At 67.8% G+C, this 12,683-nt stretch carries 14 protein-coding genes; 4 read left to right on the top strand and 10 right to left on the bottom strand.

The window, feature by feature from the left end; all coding sequences use genetic code 11:
* Positions 1-186: 186 nt before the first annotated feature.
* Positions 187-708 carry a MarR family winged helix-turn-helix transcriptional regulator gene (locus tag KVT44_RS53015; RefSeq protein ID WP_217576066.1) on the top strand — a complete coding sequence of 174 codons (522 nt, stop codon included), beginning with the start codon at positions 187-189 and terminating at the stop codon, positions 706-708.
* A gap of 246 nt (positions 709-954) precedes the next feature.
* Here KVT44_RS53015 and KVT44_RS53010 read toward each other — a convergent pair whose 3' ends face one another.
* Together KVT44_RS53010 and KVT44_RS53005 are read right to left on the bottom strand one after the other, a co-directional pair.
* Complete coding sequence (locus KVT44_RS53010; RefSeq protein WP_217576064.1) at positions 955-1,521, bottom strand: TetR-like C-terminal domain-containing protein; 567 nt, start codon at positions 1,519-1,521, stop codon at positions 955-957.
* A gap of 44 nt (positions 1,522-1,565) precedes the next feature.
* Positions 1,566-1,916 carry a DoxX family protein gene (locus KVT44_RS53005; RefSeq protein WP_217576062.1) on the bottom strand — a complete coding sequence of 117 codons (351 nt, stop codon included), beginning with the start codon at positions 1,914-1,916 and terminating at the stop codon, positions 1,566-1,568.
* A 91-nt stretch (positions 1,917-2,007) separates the two neighbouring features.
* Between KVT44_RS53005 and KVT44_RS53000 the strand changes: the two genes are divergently transcribed.
* Positions 2,008-2,454: a MarR family winged helix-turn-helix transcriptional regulator gene (locus KVT44_RS53000; RefSeq protein WP_217576060.1), complete on the top strand. Its 447-nt coding sequence runs from the start codon at positions 2,008-2,010 to the stop codon at positions 2,452-2,454.
* A 137-nt stretch (positions 2,455-2,591) separates the two neighbouring features.
* The gene (locus KVT44_RS52995) at positions 2,592-3,470 is read left to right on the top strand and encodes an NmrA/HSCARG family protein (protein ID WP_217576058.1); all 879 of its coding nucleotides are present in this window, start codon (positions 2,592-2,594) and stop codon (positions 3,468-3,470) included.
* Between the two features lie 97 nt (positions 3,471-3,567).
* Here KVT44_RS52995 and KVT44_RS52990 read toward each other — a convergent pair whose 3' ends face one another.
* The 7 genes from KVT44_RS52990 to KVT44_RS52960 form a co-directional block, all read right to left on the bottom strand.
* On the bottom strand, positions 3,568-4,329 hold the full coding sequence (locus KVT44_RS52990; protein ID WP_217576056.1) for a GntR family transcriptional regulator: 762 nt from the start codon (positions 4,327-4,329) through the stop codon (positions 3,568-3,570).
* A gap of 31 nt (positions 4,330-4,360) precedes the next feature.
* Positions 4,361-5,791, bottom strand: coding sequence for an ATP-binding protein (locus KVT44_RS52985; RefSeq protein WP_217576054.1), 1,431 nt, complete (start codon positions 5,789-5,791; stop codon positions 4,361-4,363).
* The gene (locus tag KVT44_RS52980) at positions 5,788-7,464 is read right to left on the bottom strand and encodes an FAD-dependent oxidoreductase (RefSeq protein WP_217576052.1); all 1,677 of its coding nucleotides are present in this window, start codon (positions 7,462-7,464) and stop codon (positions 5,788-5,790) included. The genes KVT44_RS52985 and KVT44_RS52980 overlap by 4 nt, the downstream gene beginning before the upstream one ends.
* 51 nt (positions 7,465-7,515) lie before the next feature.
* Positions 7,516-8,157 (bottom strand): FMN reductase, encoded by a 642-nt coding sequence (locus KVT44_RS52975; protein WP_217576050.1) that lies wholly within the window; start codon positions 8,155-8,157, stop codon positions 7,516-7,518.
* A complete protein-coding gene (locus KVT44_RS52970; RefSeq protein ID WP_217576048.1) occupies positions 8,154-9,272 on the bottom strand; it encodes a CE1758 family FMN-dependent luciferase-like monooxygenase in 1,119 nt (372 codons plus the stop codon). Before KVT44_RS52970 ends, KVT44_RS52975 begins: the two co-directional genes overlap by 4 nt.
* 111 nt (positions 9,273-9,383) lie before the next feature.
* On the bottom strand, positions 9,384-9,971 hold the full coding sequence (locus KVT44_RS52965) for an isochorismatase family protein (protein ID WP_217576046.1): 588 nt from the start codon (positions 9,969-9,971) through the stop codon (positions 9,384-9,386).
* Between the two features lie 169 nt (positions 9,972-10,140).
* On the bottom strand, positions 10,141-11,016 hold the full coding sequence (locus tag KVT44_RS52960; protein ID WP_217576044.1) for an LLM class flavin-dependent oxidoreductase: 876 nt from the start codon (positions 11,014-11,016) through the stop codon (positions 10,141-10,143).
* Between the two features lie 122 nt (positions 11,017-11,138).
* Between KVT44_RS52960 and KVT44_RS52955 the strand changes: the two genes are divergently transcribed.
* Positions 11,139-11,645: a MarR family winged helix-turn-helix transcriptional regulator gene (locus KVT44_RS52955; protein WP_217576042.1), complete on the top strand. Its 507-nt coding sequence runs from the start codon at positions 11,139-11,141 to the stop codon at positions 11,643-11,645.
* Between the two features lie 27 nt (positions 11,646-11,672).
* Here KVT44_RS52955 and KVT44_RS52950 read toward each other — a convergent pair whose 3' ends face one another.
* A complete protein-coding gene (locus KVT44_RS52950; protein WP_217576041.1) occupies positions 11,673-12,674 on the bottom strand; it encodes a Gfo/Idh/MocA family protein in 1,002 nt (333 codons plus the stop codon).
* Between the last annotated feature and the right edge of the window lie 9 nt (positions 12,675-12,683).

Raw genomic sequence — 12,683 nt, 5'->3', positions numbered from 1 at the left:
TGCTGCACCAGAGCCATTTACTGTCCGAACAAGTAAACCCCATAATCCCATCCCACCCCACACGTGATCCACATCACCGGGAGCGAAGAGTCCGGATCGGCGGCGGGCAGACAGGCTGTATCAGACAATCCGTGGCGCTGTACCATTTACCTGTTCAAGCAACTACACAGGCCACGCGAGGAACCCATGAGCCAGCCGGAGACCACGAACACCCGTCGGCCGATCACAGCCGGCACTACGGGACCGGCGAGCGTGCCCATGCCAGAATCCGTCGCGGCCGGCACCATCAATCATGCGATCCTCCGTGTGGCCCGCCTGCACCGCATGCTGGCCGGCCAACTACTTCGCCGCGTCGGCCTTCATCCCAGCCAGGAGCTGGTCATGATGCAGCTGTGGGATCGAGGCCCCCAGCGGCAGACCGATCTCGTCCGCCTACTCGGTTCCGACGCCGCCACCATGACCCGGACCATCCGACGCCTGGAGAACGCGGGCTTCGTCCGCCGCCGCCCCTCCACCACCGACAAACGGGTCACCATCGTTGAACCCACTGCGGCCAGCAACGCCCTGCGCACCGAGGTGGAACAGATCTGGATGGACCTCGAAACCAGCGTCGCCGAAGGCATGACTGCCGCTCAGCAGGCCGAGGCCATCGAAGTCCTGGGCCTGATCGAGGAGAGCCTCGCCCGCGCCACGTCGCAGGACACCTGAACGACCAGCAGGAAGGGCGACGACGGATCCGGGACGCCGCGCGCTGGGCACCTTCCTCACCACAGCGCCACGGCATGTCGCGGACGGGCTGGACGGTAGAAGCGACGGCGCGATCCGCTACATGACCCAGGATGCTCCGGTCGCCTTCGGCCGCGTCTGGTGAGGCGTGCAGCGGAGGCAGCCCAGGCCCACCTTCGCCGACTCGCCCACCGGCGTGGCGTCAAGTACAGCACGGCGGGCTGCGGTTCAGCGCCGCAGCAACGCAGGCAGGACGGACGCATCCATGGCCCGGACGAGGTAGGCAGCGTCGGCCTCCATGTCCTCGACCGCCAACCGGCCGTACGCGGCTCCGATGATGAGCTCCGGTCCGAAGTCGAGAGCGGGGTTGTCCGGCGATACCTCGCCTCGACGGACGGCCCGCTCGATCACGCGGCGCAGCATCTCGGGCTCGATCTCCCGTTCATGCACGGCGGCAGCCAGCTCGGGATGGCTCGCCATGGCTTGCTTCAGCGCCTCCACCGGTACCACTCCCCCGCGATACCCGCTCTCGCCGACGATCCGAGCGATCTCGTGCAGGTCACCCCGCAAGGAACCGGTATCGACCGATGTCACCAGGTCGCACTCATAGCGATGCACTGCGGCGGCCACCAGCCGCGCCCTGTTCCCCCACCGACGACGCAAGGTGTCTCCGCCGACCCGCACTCTGGCCTCGACTGCGGCCAGAGTGAGCGAGTCGTACCCGACTTCGCGCAGCAGGTCGAGGACTGCCCCATAAATCTCATCCCCCCGCTCGGGTGGCGTCTTTACGGCCATGTCACACCTCGATCTGTTTCGAGCGGTTACCTGAGTACGCGCCTTCAGGCCGACCCAAGGCCGAAGAGGACCGGCGCGGCCGACACGACGGCCAGGATCATCGGGAAGGCGGCCCCCTTTCCGTCCTTGACGCGCAGGTGTGCGCCGATCGCCCCGAGGAAGAAGAGCAGGACACCGACGGCGGCAGCGACACCTAGGGGCCGATAGGCGATCCCGGCCAGAAGGCCGAGCGCACCCGCGAACTTCACCGCGGCCAGCGGCAGGCGCCAGGAGTCCGACACCCGGACGGTATTGAGGGAGGCCATCACTCGCTCGTCCTTGACGATCATGCCGCGCCCCGAGAGGACCAGCATCATCGCGACCAGGATGGCGGCGACTACGTATGCGGCGAACATCTACGGCTCCAGATAGTAAAAGGAAGTAAATAGTGGATGAGGTTCAATGATTACCTCAGATCCACGGTAGAGCAACTGTTACCGTTGACACATGACAGCGGACAGGACTGAAGGACCCATGGGCCGTCTCGGATTGCTGCTTGCCTGGCACGGCAGAATCACCGACGCCTGGATCCGCCGAGCGCTGGGCACCACCGGCCTCACCCCTCGGCACGCCATGACGCTGATACACCTGGGCGCGGGCCCAATGAGCCAGCAGTCCCTGGTCGACAAGTTGGACGTCGACCCCAGCGTGCTGGTGGCCATCCTCAACGACCTCGAAGGCGGAGACCTCCTCCACCGTCGGCGCGACCCCGCAGACCGACGGCGCCACATCGTGGAGATCACACCCGAGGGTTCGATCACCCTCAGCGCCCTGGAGACCGCGCTGACGAAGGTCGAGAACGAGTTGTTCGCCGACTTGTCCGATCAGGAACGCGCAACCCTGCGAGATCTACTGAACCGCGTCGCCTCCACCCCCAGCGACTACGAATGCTAAGCCTCTGACCGACCACAGACACGCCGAGTCGGCCCGGTTTTAGTTGTCCGATCAATTGCCCGGCCGCCCCTGCAGATCACAGGCTCGCATGTTACTTTCACTTGGCTGACCAAAGAACGACCGAGAGGACGTACGCCATGCCCACCGACATCAACAAGGGAACCGTCCTTGTTCTGGGCGCGACAGGCAACCAGGGCGGCGCCGTCGCACGCGAGCTGCTGCGCCGGGGCTGGCCCGTCCGCGCGCTCACCCGTGACCCGAATTCGGCGAAGGCTCAGGCCCTCACCAAGGCGGGCGCCGAGGCAGTGGCGGGCGACCTCGACGATCCGCAGTCGCTCGACGCCGCCCTGAGCGGTGTGTACGGCGTCTACAGCGTGCAGACATTCATGGGGCCGGAAGGCGTCAAAGGCGAGGAACGGCAGGGCCGCGCCGTCGCCGACGCCGCGGCGCGGGCGAACGTACAGCACTTCGTCTACGGCTCGGTGGGCGGTGCCGACCGCAACAGCGGCATCCCGCACTTCGAGAGCAAAGCCCGGATCGAGATGCACATCGCCGAACTGGGACTGCCGGCGACCGTGCTGCGCCCGGCGTTCTTTATTAACAACTTCGCCTTCGTCGGTCCCCAGCGCGCCGGGGACGGACTGGTCCTCGCGCTGGGGCTGAAGCCCGAGACCAGCCTGCAGATGTTCGCCCCGGAGGACATCGGTCTGTTCGCCGCGGACGCCTTCGAGAGCCCTGCCGAGTACTTCGGCCGTCAGCTGGAGCTCGCCACCGACGAATTGACCGGACCGCAGATGGCCCAGGTCTTCGAAAAGGTGTCGGGCCTGCCCACCACCTTCCAGGAACTGCCCATCGAGCAGGTGCGGCAGTTCAACGAGGAGACCGGCGTCATGTTCGACTGGTTCAACAAGGTGGGTTACAGCGCCGATCTTCCCGCCCTGCGGGCTCAGCACCCCGATTTGACCACCCTGGAAGCCTGGGCGCTCCGGAACTGGACGGCTCCCGCCGCCCAGTAACCGCTCCCGTGCTTGGGCACCCGTGCCGAAGGACCCCTCTACTCCCCGAGGAGGATCCTTCGGCGCGGGCATGAGAGCACCGCGGGTGCTCGCCGATTCATGACTCCCAAGGCGACGGGCCCGCATTGAGCAGACTCATCGCCCTGGGCACGGCCGTCGGAACGTAATCGGGGGCGTGGTCCCGCAGCACCTTCAGCGCCGTCCGCTCCAGGTGGTGGGCGAGGCAGGACACCGCGGCGTCACGGTCGCCCGCGACGACCGCGTCCAGGATCGCGGGGTGTTCGACGTTGCCGGGCTCGGACCAGCTCTTCGGATCGAAGCGCTGAGTGATGCGGATGTAGCGAACGCTGCGGTCGGAGAGAGCCCGCAGTTGACGTTGCAGGGCCTCACCGGCGCCAGCGGTGAGGAGGCGGTGGTACTCGCCGTGCGCCACGAACCAGCCCTCGATGTCCCGCGCTCGAGAGGTCCGGCGCATCGCCGTCAACTGCGCCTTGGCCTCGCGTCTCGCCGGTGCTCCGAAGCCGTCCATCGTCATGGTCATGGCCAGGGTTTCCAGCATGATGCGCGTCGCGTAGTCGCCGTCGAGTTCGGCCGGGTCGATACCAGTCACGCGCATCCGCTGATTGGGTTCGGCCTCGACGAAACCCTCTTCCTGGAGCATGCGGAGGGCTTCGCGCACTGGCGTACGGCTCACTCCCAGCTGCCGGCCCAGTGCCACCTGCGACAGCACGGTGCCCGGCGCCAGCCGACCGTCGAGTATACATTCGCGCAGCAGCGCGTGCAGCGGGGCGATCGACTGCCGGGTACCCGGCAGATCAAGCGGCTCGATGCCGTCGATAACAATGGTCGGCTGTGGCATGCCTTCCATTATGGCGTATGTGCATACACATTTAGTTGCGTCCAGGTGAAACCCTGAGGGGAAGCCGTACCTGGAAGCGTGTGTCGCCGGGGACGGACTCCACCTGAAGGCTCCCGTGGTGCTTGTTCACGACGATCCGCCAGGAGATGTCGAGCCCGAGCCCGGTTCCCTCCCCCACCGGCTTGGTGGTGAAGAACGGATCGAAGATGCGGCCGCGGATCTCGGGGTCGATGCCGGGCCCGGTGTCACCGAACTCCACGAGCAGATGGTCTCCGTCGAGCGAGGTACGTACCGTCAGCCGTCCCGCACCGCTCATTGCGGCGACGGCGTTGTCGATCAGATTCGTCCAGACCTGGTTCAACTCCCCTGGGTACGCAGGGATCTTGGGCAGTGTCCTGTCGTACTCCTTGACCACCTGGATTCCGGAACCGATCTTCCCGGCGAGCATCACGAGCGTGCTGTCGAGCAGGTCGTGCACGTCGGTGACCTCGAACGGTGCGCGGTCAAGGTGAGAGTACTGCTTCGCCGCGCCCACCAGGTGCGAGATCCGGTTGGTGGAATCCTCGATCTCGTTCAGCAGCAGCTCGGTCTCCACGGTGTACTCGAGCCACCGGATCGTGCCGTCCAGGCTCTGCTCGTCCACGGTCGCCGCCACCTCGTCAAGCCAGTCGGTGTCGAGTCCGGCCTGCACGAACGTCGCCGCGAGGTCCCAGCCACCGGCGATGCCGTGGTCATCGAGCCAGTCGGCGAGCGCGTCTTCCCTGTCGGCTGCCTCGAGCGGGCTGAGGGGTGTGGTCTTCGACACCCGTTCGGCGGTGAGCTCCTGGAGGTAGACGAGTGCGAGGGTGTGACGCGCATACGGGCCGACAGCGATCGCCGCGAGCTTGTGCCGTAGTCCGGCCATCCGTTCGCGCAGTGCCGACGTGGCCCGCACGGCCGCGGCGGCCGGGTTGTTGAGCTCGTGGGTCAGCCCGGCGGACAACGAGCCGAGTGCCAGCAGCCGCTCGCGCTGGTTGATGGTCTGCTGAGTGGTCTGGGTTCCGAAGAACAGCCCCTCCAGCAGATGTACGGCCATCGGAAACCAGTCCCGCATGATCGAGGCGAAAGTCTCGGCAGGCAAGACGAAGAACCGCGAAGGCTCCGTCACCCTCAGGGAGCTGCGGTAGCCCTGGTCCTCGAAGCCGCGCACATATGCCTGCAGGGCACCCGCGTAGGTCCCGCGGTGCGAGGTGCGGTTGATCTCCACGTCGTCCTCGCCGACCCGGCGCGTCAGCACGAGCGTGCCTTCGAGGAGGACGAAGAAGCAGGTGGCTGGATCGCCTTCCTGGTACACGGGGCCGGACTCGAACCTCTCCACTCGGCCCTCACGGCACAGCCGCGCCAGCTGCTCCTCGGTCAGGTTCTCGAAGAGGAAGAGCGTACTCAGCTCCTCCACCTCGCAGGGCATCGGCTGTTTGCTCATGACTGCTCCAGATAGCGGTGGACGAGCATCACGGCCATGGCTCCCTCGCCTGCGGCGGAGGCGACGCGCTTGGCGGACTCGGCCCGCACGTCGCCCGCTACGAACACTCCCGGGACGTTGGTCTCCAGGTGGTACGGCGGCCGGGTCGGTTCCCAGTCCCTCGGAGGCTGTCCGTCGACGGTGAGGTCGGGGCCGACCAGGATGAATCCGCGTTCGTCCCTCGCCACGGTTCCCTCCAGCCAGTCGGTGTGCGGGGCGGCACCGATGAACACGAACAGCCATTGGGTGTCGACAAGTTCGGTGTGCCCGGTCACGGTGTCACGCAGTGTCAGCTGTTCCAGGTGGTCCGTGCCGTGCGCACCCTCGACGACCGTGCCGGTGCGCACGGTGATGTTGGGCGTCTGCTCGATCTGCTGGATCAGGTAGTACGACATCGACGCGGCCAGGGTCGCCCCGCGCACCAGCAGGGTGACCGACTTGGCGGTCTTGGACAGGTGCATCGCGGCCTGGCCCGCGGAGTTGGCGCCGCCGACCATGTACACGTCGTGGCCGGAGCTCGCGGAGGTCTCGGTGAGCGCCGAACCGTAGAAGACTCCACGCCCGGTCAGCTCGGCCAGGCCTGGCGCGTCGAGTTGGCGGTAGGAGACGCCCGTCGCCAGCAGGACGCTGTGTGCTGCGATCGCGGAGCCGTCCGAGAAGTGCACGGTGCGGGACGCCCCTTCGGCCTCCAGTCTCGTTACCTCGCGGGTGGTCAGGATCTCGGCGCCGAACTTCGTGGCCTGGCGGCGTGCCCGATCGGTGAGCTGGGCGCCGGAGACACCGTCCGGGAAGCCGAGGTAGTTCTCGATCCGTGAGCTCTGCCCGGCCTGTCCGCCGGTGGCCGACCGTTCCACAAGCACCGTCCGCAGGCCCTCGGAGGCGCCGTACACGGCCGCCGCGAGCCCCGCCGGACCCCCGCCGACCACGACCAGGTCGTAGAAGTCGTCAGCCGGCGTCGTCGCGAGGCCCACGCGCGTCGCGAGTTCACGGTCGTCGGGCTCCAGCAGCGGCGTGCCGTCGGGGGTGATCACCAGTGGGAGCCGTTCGGCATCGTGCCCCGCGGCGGCCAGCAGACGCTGGCCCTCCGGTTCGTCGGCCGAGTACCAGCGGTAGGGGACATGGTTGCGGGCCAGGAACTCCCGCACCTGGGACGACCGCGCCGACCAGCGGTGCCCCACGACCTTTGTGGTGGCCACGGGGCGGTGGTCGGTCGCCCGCCAGGCGGCCAGCAGGTCGTCTAGAACCGGGTAGAGCTTCTCCTCGGGCGGGTCCCACGGCTTGAGCAGATAGTGGTCGAGATCGACCAGGTTGATCGCGTCGATCGCCGCGTGCGTGTCCGCGTACGCGGTCAGCAGGACCCGCCGCGCGCCGGGGTGGATGTCCATGGCCTGTTCGAGGAACTCGATGCCGTTCATCTGCGGCATGCGGTAGTCGGCGAGGATCACCGCCACCTGGTCGCCGCGGAGCTTGAGCTCCCGGAGGGTGTCCAGGGCGCTCTCCCCTGACTCCGCCCTTACGATCCGGTGTGTGCCGCCGTAGCGGCGTCTCAGGTCGCGGGCGACGGCCCGGGACACCCCTGGGTCGTCGTCCACGGTCAGGATGACGGTCCGCCCCGGACTCTCCGACTGTGCCATGCCTCTCCCCTGTTCGATGATCACGCTTCGCTCCCCCCGCGACTTCGCGGTCTACTCGGGTCGCAGGGCGGCCAGTTGCTCCGCGAAGGGCACGACGTCCGGGTCATCGGCCGCCCGGCCGCCGTTCCCGGGGAGGTCGCGCAGGAGAGCGGCCAGTTCCCTGCCCGCACGGGCGATCCGGCGGGGCAGCGTGTCGGTGAGGGCGTCGCCGTGGCCGCCCCAGTCCTCCGATGCCGCGTACACGGCGGTGGGTACGACCACGGCGCGCAGGTAGACGAAGAGGGGGCGCAGCGCGTGCTCCAGGGCGAGGGAGTGGCGTGCGGTCCCTCCGGTGGCGGCCACCAGTACGGGCTTGCCGGTGAGCGCGTCGTTGTCGATGACGTCGAAGAACGACTTGAACAGACCGCTGTAGGAGGCGGTGAACACCGGCGTGACAGTGATCAGGCCGTCGGCCGAGGTGACCGCTTCGATCGCTTCGGACAGCTCGGGTGAAGGGAAACCTGAGGCGAAGTTCTTGGCGATGTCGACAGCCAGGTCGCGCAGTTCGACGACCTGCACCTCGACCTCGCGCTCCGCTGCGGCCAGTTCCGTGCGGACCGTCTCGGTGAGCCGGTCGGCGAGCAGCCGCGTGGAGGAGGGAACACTCAGACCGGCCGAGACGACGACCAGTCGCAGGGGCTGCCGGGTGCTCACTTGGCCGCCTCCTCGGAGCCCTCGGCGGCCAGGGAGGCCGGCGCGTCGCGGTCGGCGAGCAGGGAGGCGTGGGTGGGCGCCTGAGGAACGTTGCCGGGCCGCACGGCGGCCAGCTCCTTGCGCAGGACGGGTATGACCTCCTCGCCGAGCAGGTCGAGCGTGTCCAGGACCGACTTCAGCGGCATGCCGCCGGTGTCGACGGCGAAGAGCTGGCGCTGGTAGTCGCCGTAGTGCTCACGGAAGGTCAGTGTCTTGTCGATGACCTGCTGGGGGCTGCCCACGATCATCGGCGTCTGCTCCATGTACTCCTCCATCGTCGGACCGTGCCCGGACATCGGGGAGTTGTCGAAGTATGGGCGGTACTCACGTACAGCGTCCTGCGAGTTGCGGCGGACGAAAACGAGCCCGCCGGCGCCGACGATCGCCTGTTCCGCGGTGCCGTGGCCGTAGTGGGCGTAGCGCTCGCGGTAGATGCCGATCAGGCGGCGGAAGTGGTCCTTGGGCATGAAGAGGTTGTTGACGAAGAAGCCGTCGCCGTAGAAGGCGGCCTGCTCGGCGATCTCCGGGCTGCGCACGGAGCCGTGCCAGACGAACGGCGGTATGCCGTCCAGCGGCCTCGGGACCGAGGTGAAGGACTGCAACGGAGTGCGGAAGCGCCCCTCCCAGTCGACGTACTCCTCGCGCCACAACTGGTGCAGCAGCGCGTAGTTCTCGATGGCGAGCGGGATACCGTGCCGGACGTCCTTGCCGAACCAGGGATAGACGGGACCGGTGTTGCCACGGCCCAGCATCAGGTCGACCCGGCCATCGGCGAGATGCTGCAGCACCGCGTAGTCCTCGGCGACCTTGACCGGGTCGTTGGTGGTGATCAGCGTCGTCGACGTGGACAGGATGATCCGGCTGGTCTTCGCAGCTATGTGGGACAGCAGGGTGGTCGGCGAGGAGGAGACGAACGGCGGGTTGTGGTGTTCGCCGGTCGCGAAGACGTCGAATCCGACCTCTTCGGCCTTGACCGCGATCGCGACCATCGCCTTCAGCCGCTCCTGCTCGGTCTGCGGCCTGCGGGTGGTGGGGTTGGGGGTGACGTCACCTATGGAGAACGTACCGAACTGCACTGGGAGCTCCGGGAGTTGAGATGGCGAAAGGTTCTGGGGCAGGTGGCAGGACAAGGCCGCGAGGCACATGGGTGAGGGGCGGGCCGACAGCCTCCCCCTCACTCCGCTCGGTCACTGCTGCGGCATGAGTCCCATGACGAACGGGATGATCTTGCCGCCGCGCTCACTGGTCCAGTTCTCGGCCAGTTCGGCCAGAAGCTGGACGGTGGAGGTGATGGTGGCGCCGGCGTTCTCCATGCGGCGGATGGCGATGTCGTCGGCCATCTTCGTCGGGGAGCCTCCCGCGTCGGCGACGACCTGGACGTCGTAACCCAGTTGCAGAGCCGTGAGGGTGGGGTAGACGGTGCACACGTCATTGGTGACGCCCGCGATGATCAGCTTCTTGCGTCCGGTCTCCCGCACCGCGGCGGCGAAGTCCTCGTCGTCCAGGGCGTTGACGACACCCTGACGCTTGATCCGCCCCTCGAACTCCTTGGGGGCGATCTCCTGGAGTTCTGTCAGCAGCGGGCCCTGGGCGTACTCCTCCATGGAGGAGGTGAGCACCAACGGGATGCCGACGGCCTTGGCCGTCTGGGCCAGGGCCAGGGCGTTGGCCTTCATCTGCTCGAAGGGGATGGACCGGACCCATCCCATAGTGCCCATCTGATGGTCGATGAGCAGTATGGCCGTGTTGTCGGCGGCGAAAGGTTGTGCGGACATAGAAGGGAGCCTCTCTGGACGAGCGGACCAGCCGTGTCGGCCGATCAACGGATTGACCGGCACTTAATTTGCCGACCAATCGCATCCCCTAGCGTACGACACACAGCAGGTATTCCCCGGGGCACAGGAGAGTGGGAAACAGGCCGGCGAGACCCGCGACGGCCCGCGATCAAGGCGCCGCGAGAGCCTTCCGGACAGCAGGGACCACCTCGTGGGCGAACACGCTCAGCTGGCGCCCGTGATCCTGCTTCGGCCAGTAGGCGAACCCGTTCATGCCGTACTCGAGGCACACCTGCGTGATCTGTTCGACCCACTGCCCCACGGGACCGTGGAAGTCTCCACCGGAGGCTGGCTCGATGAGTCCGTTGAGGTTGTAGACCTTGCGGATCGCCCCGGGATCGCGGCCCGCGCGCGCCGCGGCATCGTCGATGCGGGCGACGGCCTCGCCCAGGCGGTCCAGCCCGAGGGAGAACAGCGAGGGCATCCACCCATCGGCCCTGGAGCCGGTCAGTTCGAGCATGCGGGGCCCGTAGGCGCCCAGCCAGATGCCCAGCGACCGGGACGGCGTGGGCCCAGGGTGGACACCGGCCACGCGGTAGTACTCACCGCCTGCCCGCGCGGTCCGCTCACCGCTCCACATGGCCCGGATCACGTCGATGGCGTCGACCAGCGCGTCCACGGACTCCTTCTTGCCCCGGCGCGGACCCCCCATGGCCGCGATCGGCTCCCAGAACGCCCCCGCACCCAGTCCGAGCTGCAAACGGCCGCCCGACAGCAGGTCGAAGCTGGCTGCGGCCTTGGCCAGCATCGCCGGCGGCCGCAGCGGCAGGTTGGCCACCGTGGGGACGAAGGTCACCCGTTCGGTGCGGGCTGCGAGGAACGCCATCAAGGTCCACGTGTCGTGGAACGCCAGCTGATAGGGGTGATCCTGAACGGTGACGAGGTCCAGGCCGTCACGGTCCGCCTGCAGGGCGTACCGCAGCGGCTGATCGCCCTCCCCCCACACCGGGTCGACGTTCGCACCGAAGAGCACAGGCAGGGTCATGGATTCCACTCCGCAGGCCAGGGCTTGCCGCCACACACCAATCTATTGGCCGACCAATCTAGTATAGGTGAGATGATTCCACGACAAGCGACTCGCTCGCCACGCAAGGAGGAACAGCAACCATGCCGCCAGCGTCCGAATCGGTCCAGGGCACAGACGATGCGGTACCGACCGTCGCCGACGCTCCGATGAGCGAGGCCCTCTTCCGCGCCGCCCGTGTGCACCGGATCATGGCGGGCAGCCTGCTGCGCGAGACCGGCCTGTACCCCGGGCAGGAGCTGCTGATGATGCAGCTCTGGGAACGCGGAGAACAGCGCCAGGCGGATCTGATCAAGACGCTGGGCCTCGATCCGTCCACCGTCACCAAAATGCTGCAGCGCCTGGAGCAGTCCGGGTTCGTCACGCGCAGCCCCTCTCCTCACGATCGCCGAGCCGTCGTCGTGAACACCAGCCGCGCGGGCCAAGCCCTGCGCGACCGGGTCCTGCAGGCCTGGCGCGACCTGGAATCGATCACCGCCGCGGGGTTCACGGACGAGGAGTACGAGCAGGCGATGCGGGTCCTGACCCGGATCGAGGCGAACCTCACCGGCACCTCTTCCGAAGCCGGCGACCCCTCGGTCGTCGGCTGACTGCCGACGCGGGCGGACCCGGCTGCCTCACTCGCCCGGGTAGCGGACCCCGATTTGCCGACGTACGGCGTCCATCGTCGCCATGACCGCGAGCGTGCCGTCCAGCGGAACGAACGGCGACTCGGTGGCGCCGGCCCGCAGGCAGCGGGCCACCTCCCGCGCCTCGTGGGTGTAGCCGTTGCCCGGAGAGTCCGGCAGGCGGACCTCCTCGGGCTCGTGGCCCTGCCGGTGCAGGACGAACCCGTCTGCATGGAAGAAGTCGCGGGCGAACTCCATGCGGCCCAGGGTGCCGTTCACCGAGGCGCGCTGTGCCGTCTGCGTACCCAGTGAGCAGGAGAGCACCGCGACCGGTCCGCTGTCGTAGCCGAGCAGTATGCCGGTGTTGTCGTCGACCCCCTGTGGGTTGAGGTGAGCCCAGGCGGAGATGGCGTCGGGGACACCAAGGAGCAGATGGGCGAAGGAGACGGGGTAGACGCCGAGGTCGAGCAGAGCTCCGCCGCCCTGCCGGGGGTCGTGCAGGCGGTGGGTGGCGTCAAAGGGCAGGGAGATGCTGAAGTCGGCGTGCACTGAGCGGACCTCACCGATCGCGCCGTCCGCGATCAGCTCCTGCATGCGCAGCACGGCGGGGTTGACGTAGGTCCACATCGCCTCCATCAGGAAGACATTGCGCTTGCGCGCGATACTCACCAGGTCCCGGGCCTGCCCGAGGTTGAGGGTGAGTGGCTTCTCGCACAGCACCGCCTTGCCGGCCTCCAGACAGAGGGCGGCGGCCGTGTGGTGGGCCGAGTGCGGGGTGGCGACGTACACCACGTCGACGTCCGGGTCGGCGGCTAGGTCCTGCCACGTGCCGTGGGTATGGACGGGTGCGATGCCGTGCCGGTCGGCGAACCGCCGGGCGGCCTCGGCGCGACGGGAGCCCACGGCCACCAGTTCGGCGTCGTCGGGGATGAGACGCAGATCTTCGGCGAAGGTGTGGGCGATGCCGCCGGTGGCGAGGACACCCCAGCGAACGGGGCGTATTCCTGTCATGAACTGAGG

It is taken from the genome of Streptomyces sp. GbtcB7 (assembly GCF_019091445.1).
GTDB classification, from domain to species: Bacteria; Actinomycetota; Actinomycetes; order Streptomycetales; family Streptomycetaceae; genus Streptomyces; species Streptomyces mirabilis.
The sequence above is the reverse complement of the archived record's forward strand: the minus strand, read 5'-3'. Positions and strand labels throughout refer to the sequence as shown.

Bases quoted from the DNA above. Each gene is read 5' to 3' on its own strand.
- KVT44_RS53015 (WP_217576066.1), top strand. From the start codon at position 187: ATGAGCCAGCCGGAGACCACGAACACCCGTCGGCCGATCACAGCCGGC.
- KVT44_RS53010 (WP_217576064.1), bottom strand. From the start codon at position 1,521: ATGGCCGTAAAGACGCCACCCGAGCGGGGGGATGAGATTTATGGGGCA.
- KVT44_RS53005 (WP_217576062.1), bottom strand. From the start codon at position 1,916: ATGTTCGCCGCATACGTAGTCGCCGCCATCCTGGTCGCGATGATGCTG.
- KVT44_RS53000 (WP_217576060.1), top strand. From the start codon at position 2,008: ATGACAGCGGACAGGACTGAAGGACCCATGGGCCGTCTCGGATTGCTG.
- KVT44_RS52995 (WP_217576058.1), top strand. From the start codon at position 2,592: ATGCCCACCGACATCAACAAGGGAACCGTCCTTGTTCTGGGCGCGACA.
- KVT44_RS52990 (WP_217576056.1), bottom strand. From the start codon at position 4,329: ATGCCACAGCCGACCATTGTTATCGACGGCATCGAGCCGCTTGATCTG.
- KVT44_RS52985 (WP_217576054.1), bottom strand. From the start codon at position 5,791: ATGAGCAAACAGCCGATGCCCTGCGAGGTGGAGGAGCTGAGTACGCTC.
- KVT44_RS52980 (WP_217576052.1), bottom strand. From the start codon at position 7,464: ATGGCACAGTCGGAGAGTCCGGGGCGGACCGTCATCCTGACCGTGGAC.
- KVT44_RS52965 (WP_217576046.1), bottom strand. From the start codon at position 9,971: ATGTCCGCACAACCTTTCGCCGCCGACAACACGGCCATACTGCTCATC.
- KVT44_RS52960 (WP_217576044.1), bottom strand. From the start codon at position 11,016: ATGACCCTGCCTGTGCTCTTCGGTGCGAACGTCGACCCGGTGTGGGGG.
- KVT44_RS52955 (WP_217576042.1), top strand. From the start codon at position 11,139: ATGCCGCCAGCGTCCGAATCGGTCCAGGGCACAGACGATGCGGTACCG.
- KVT44_RS52950 (WP_217576041.1), bottom strand. From the start codon at position 12,674: ATGACAGGAATACGCCCCGTTCGCTGGGGTGTCCTCGCCACCGGCGGC.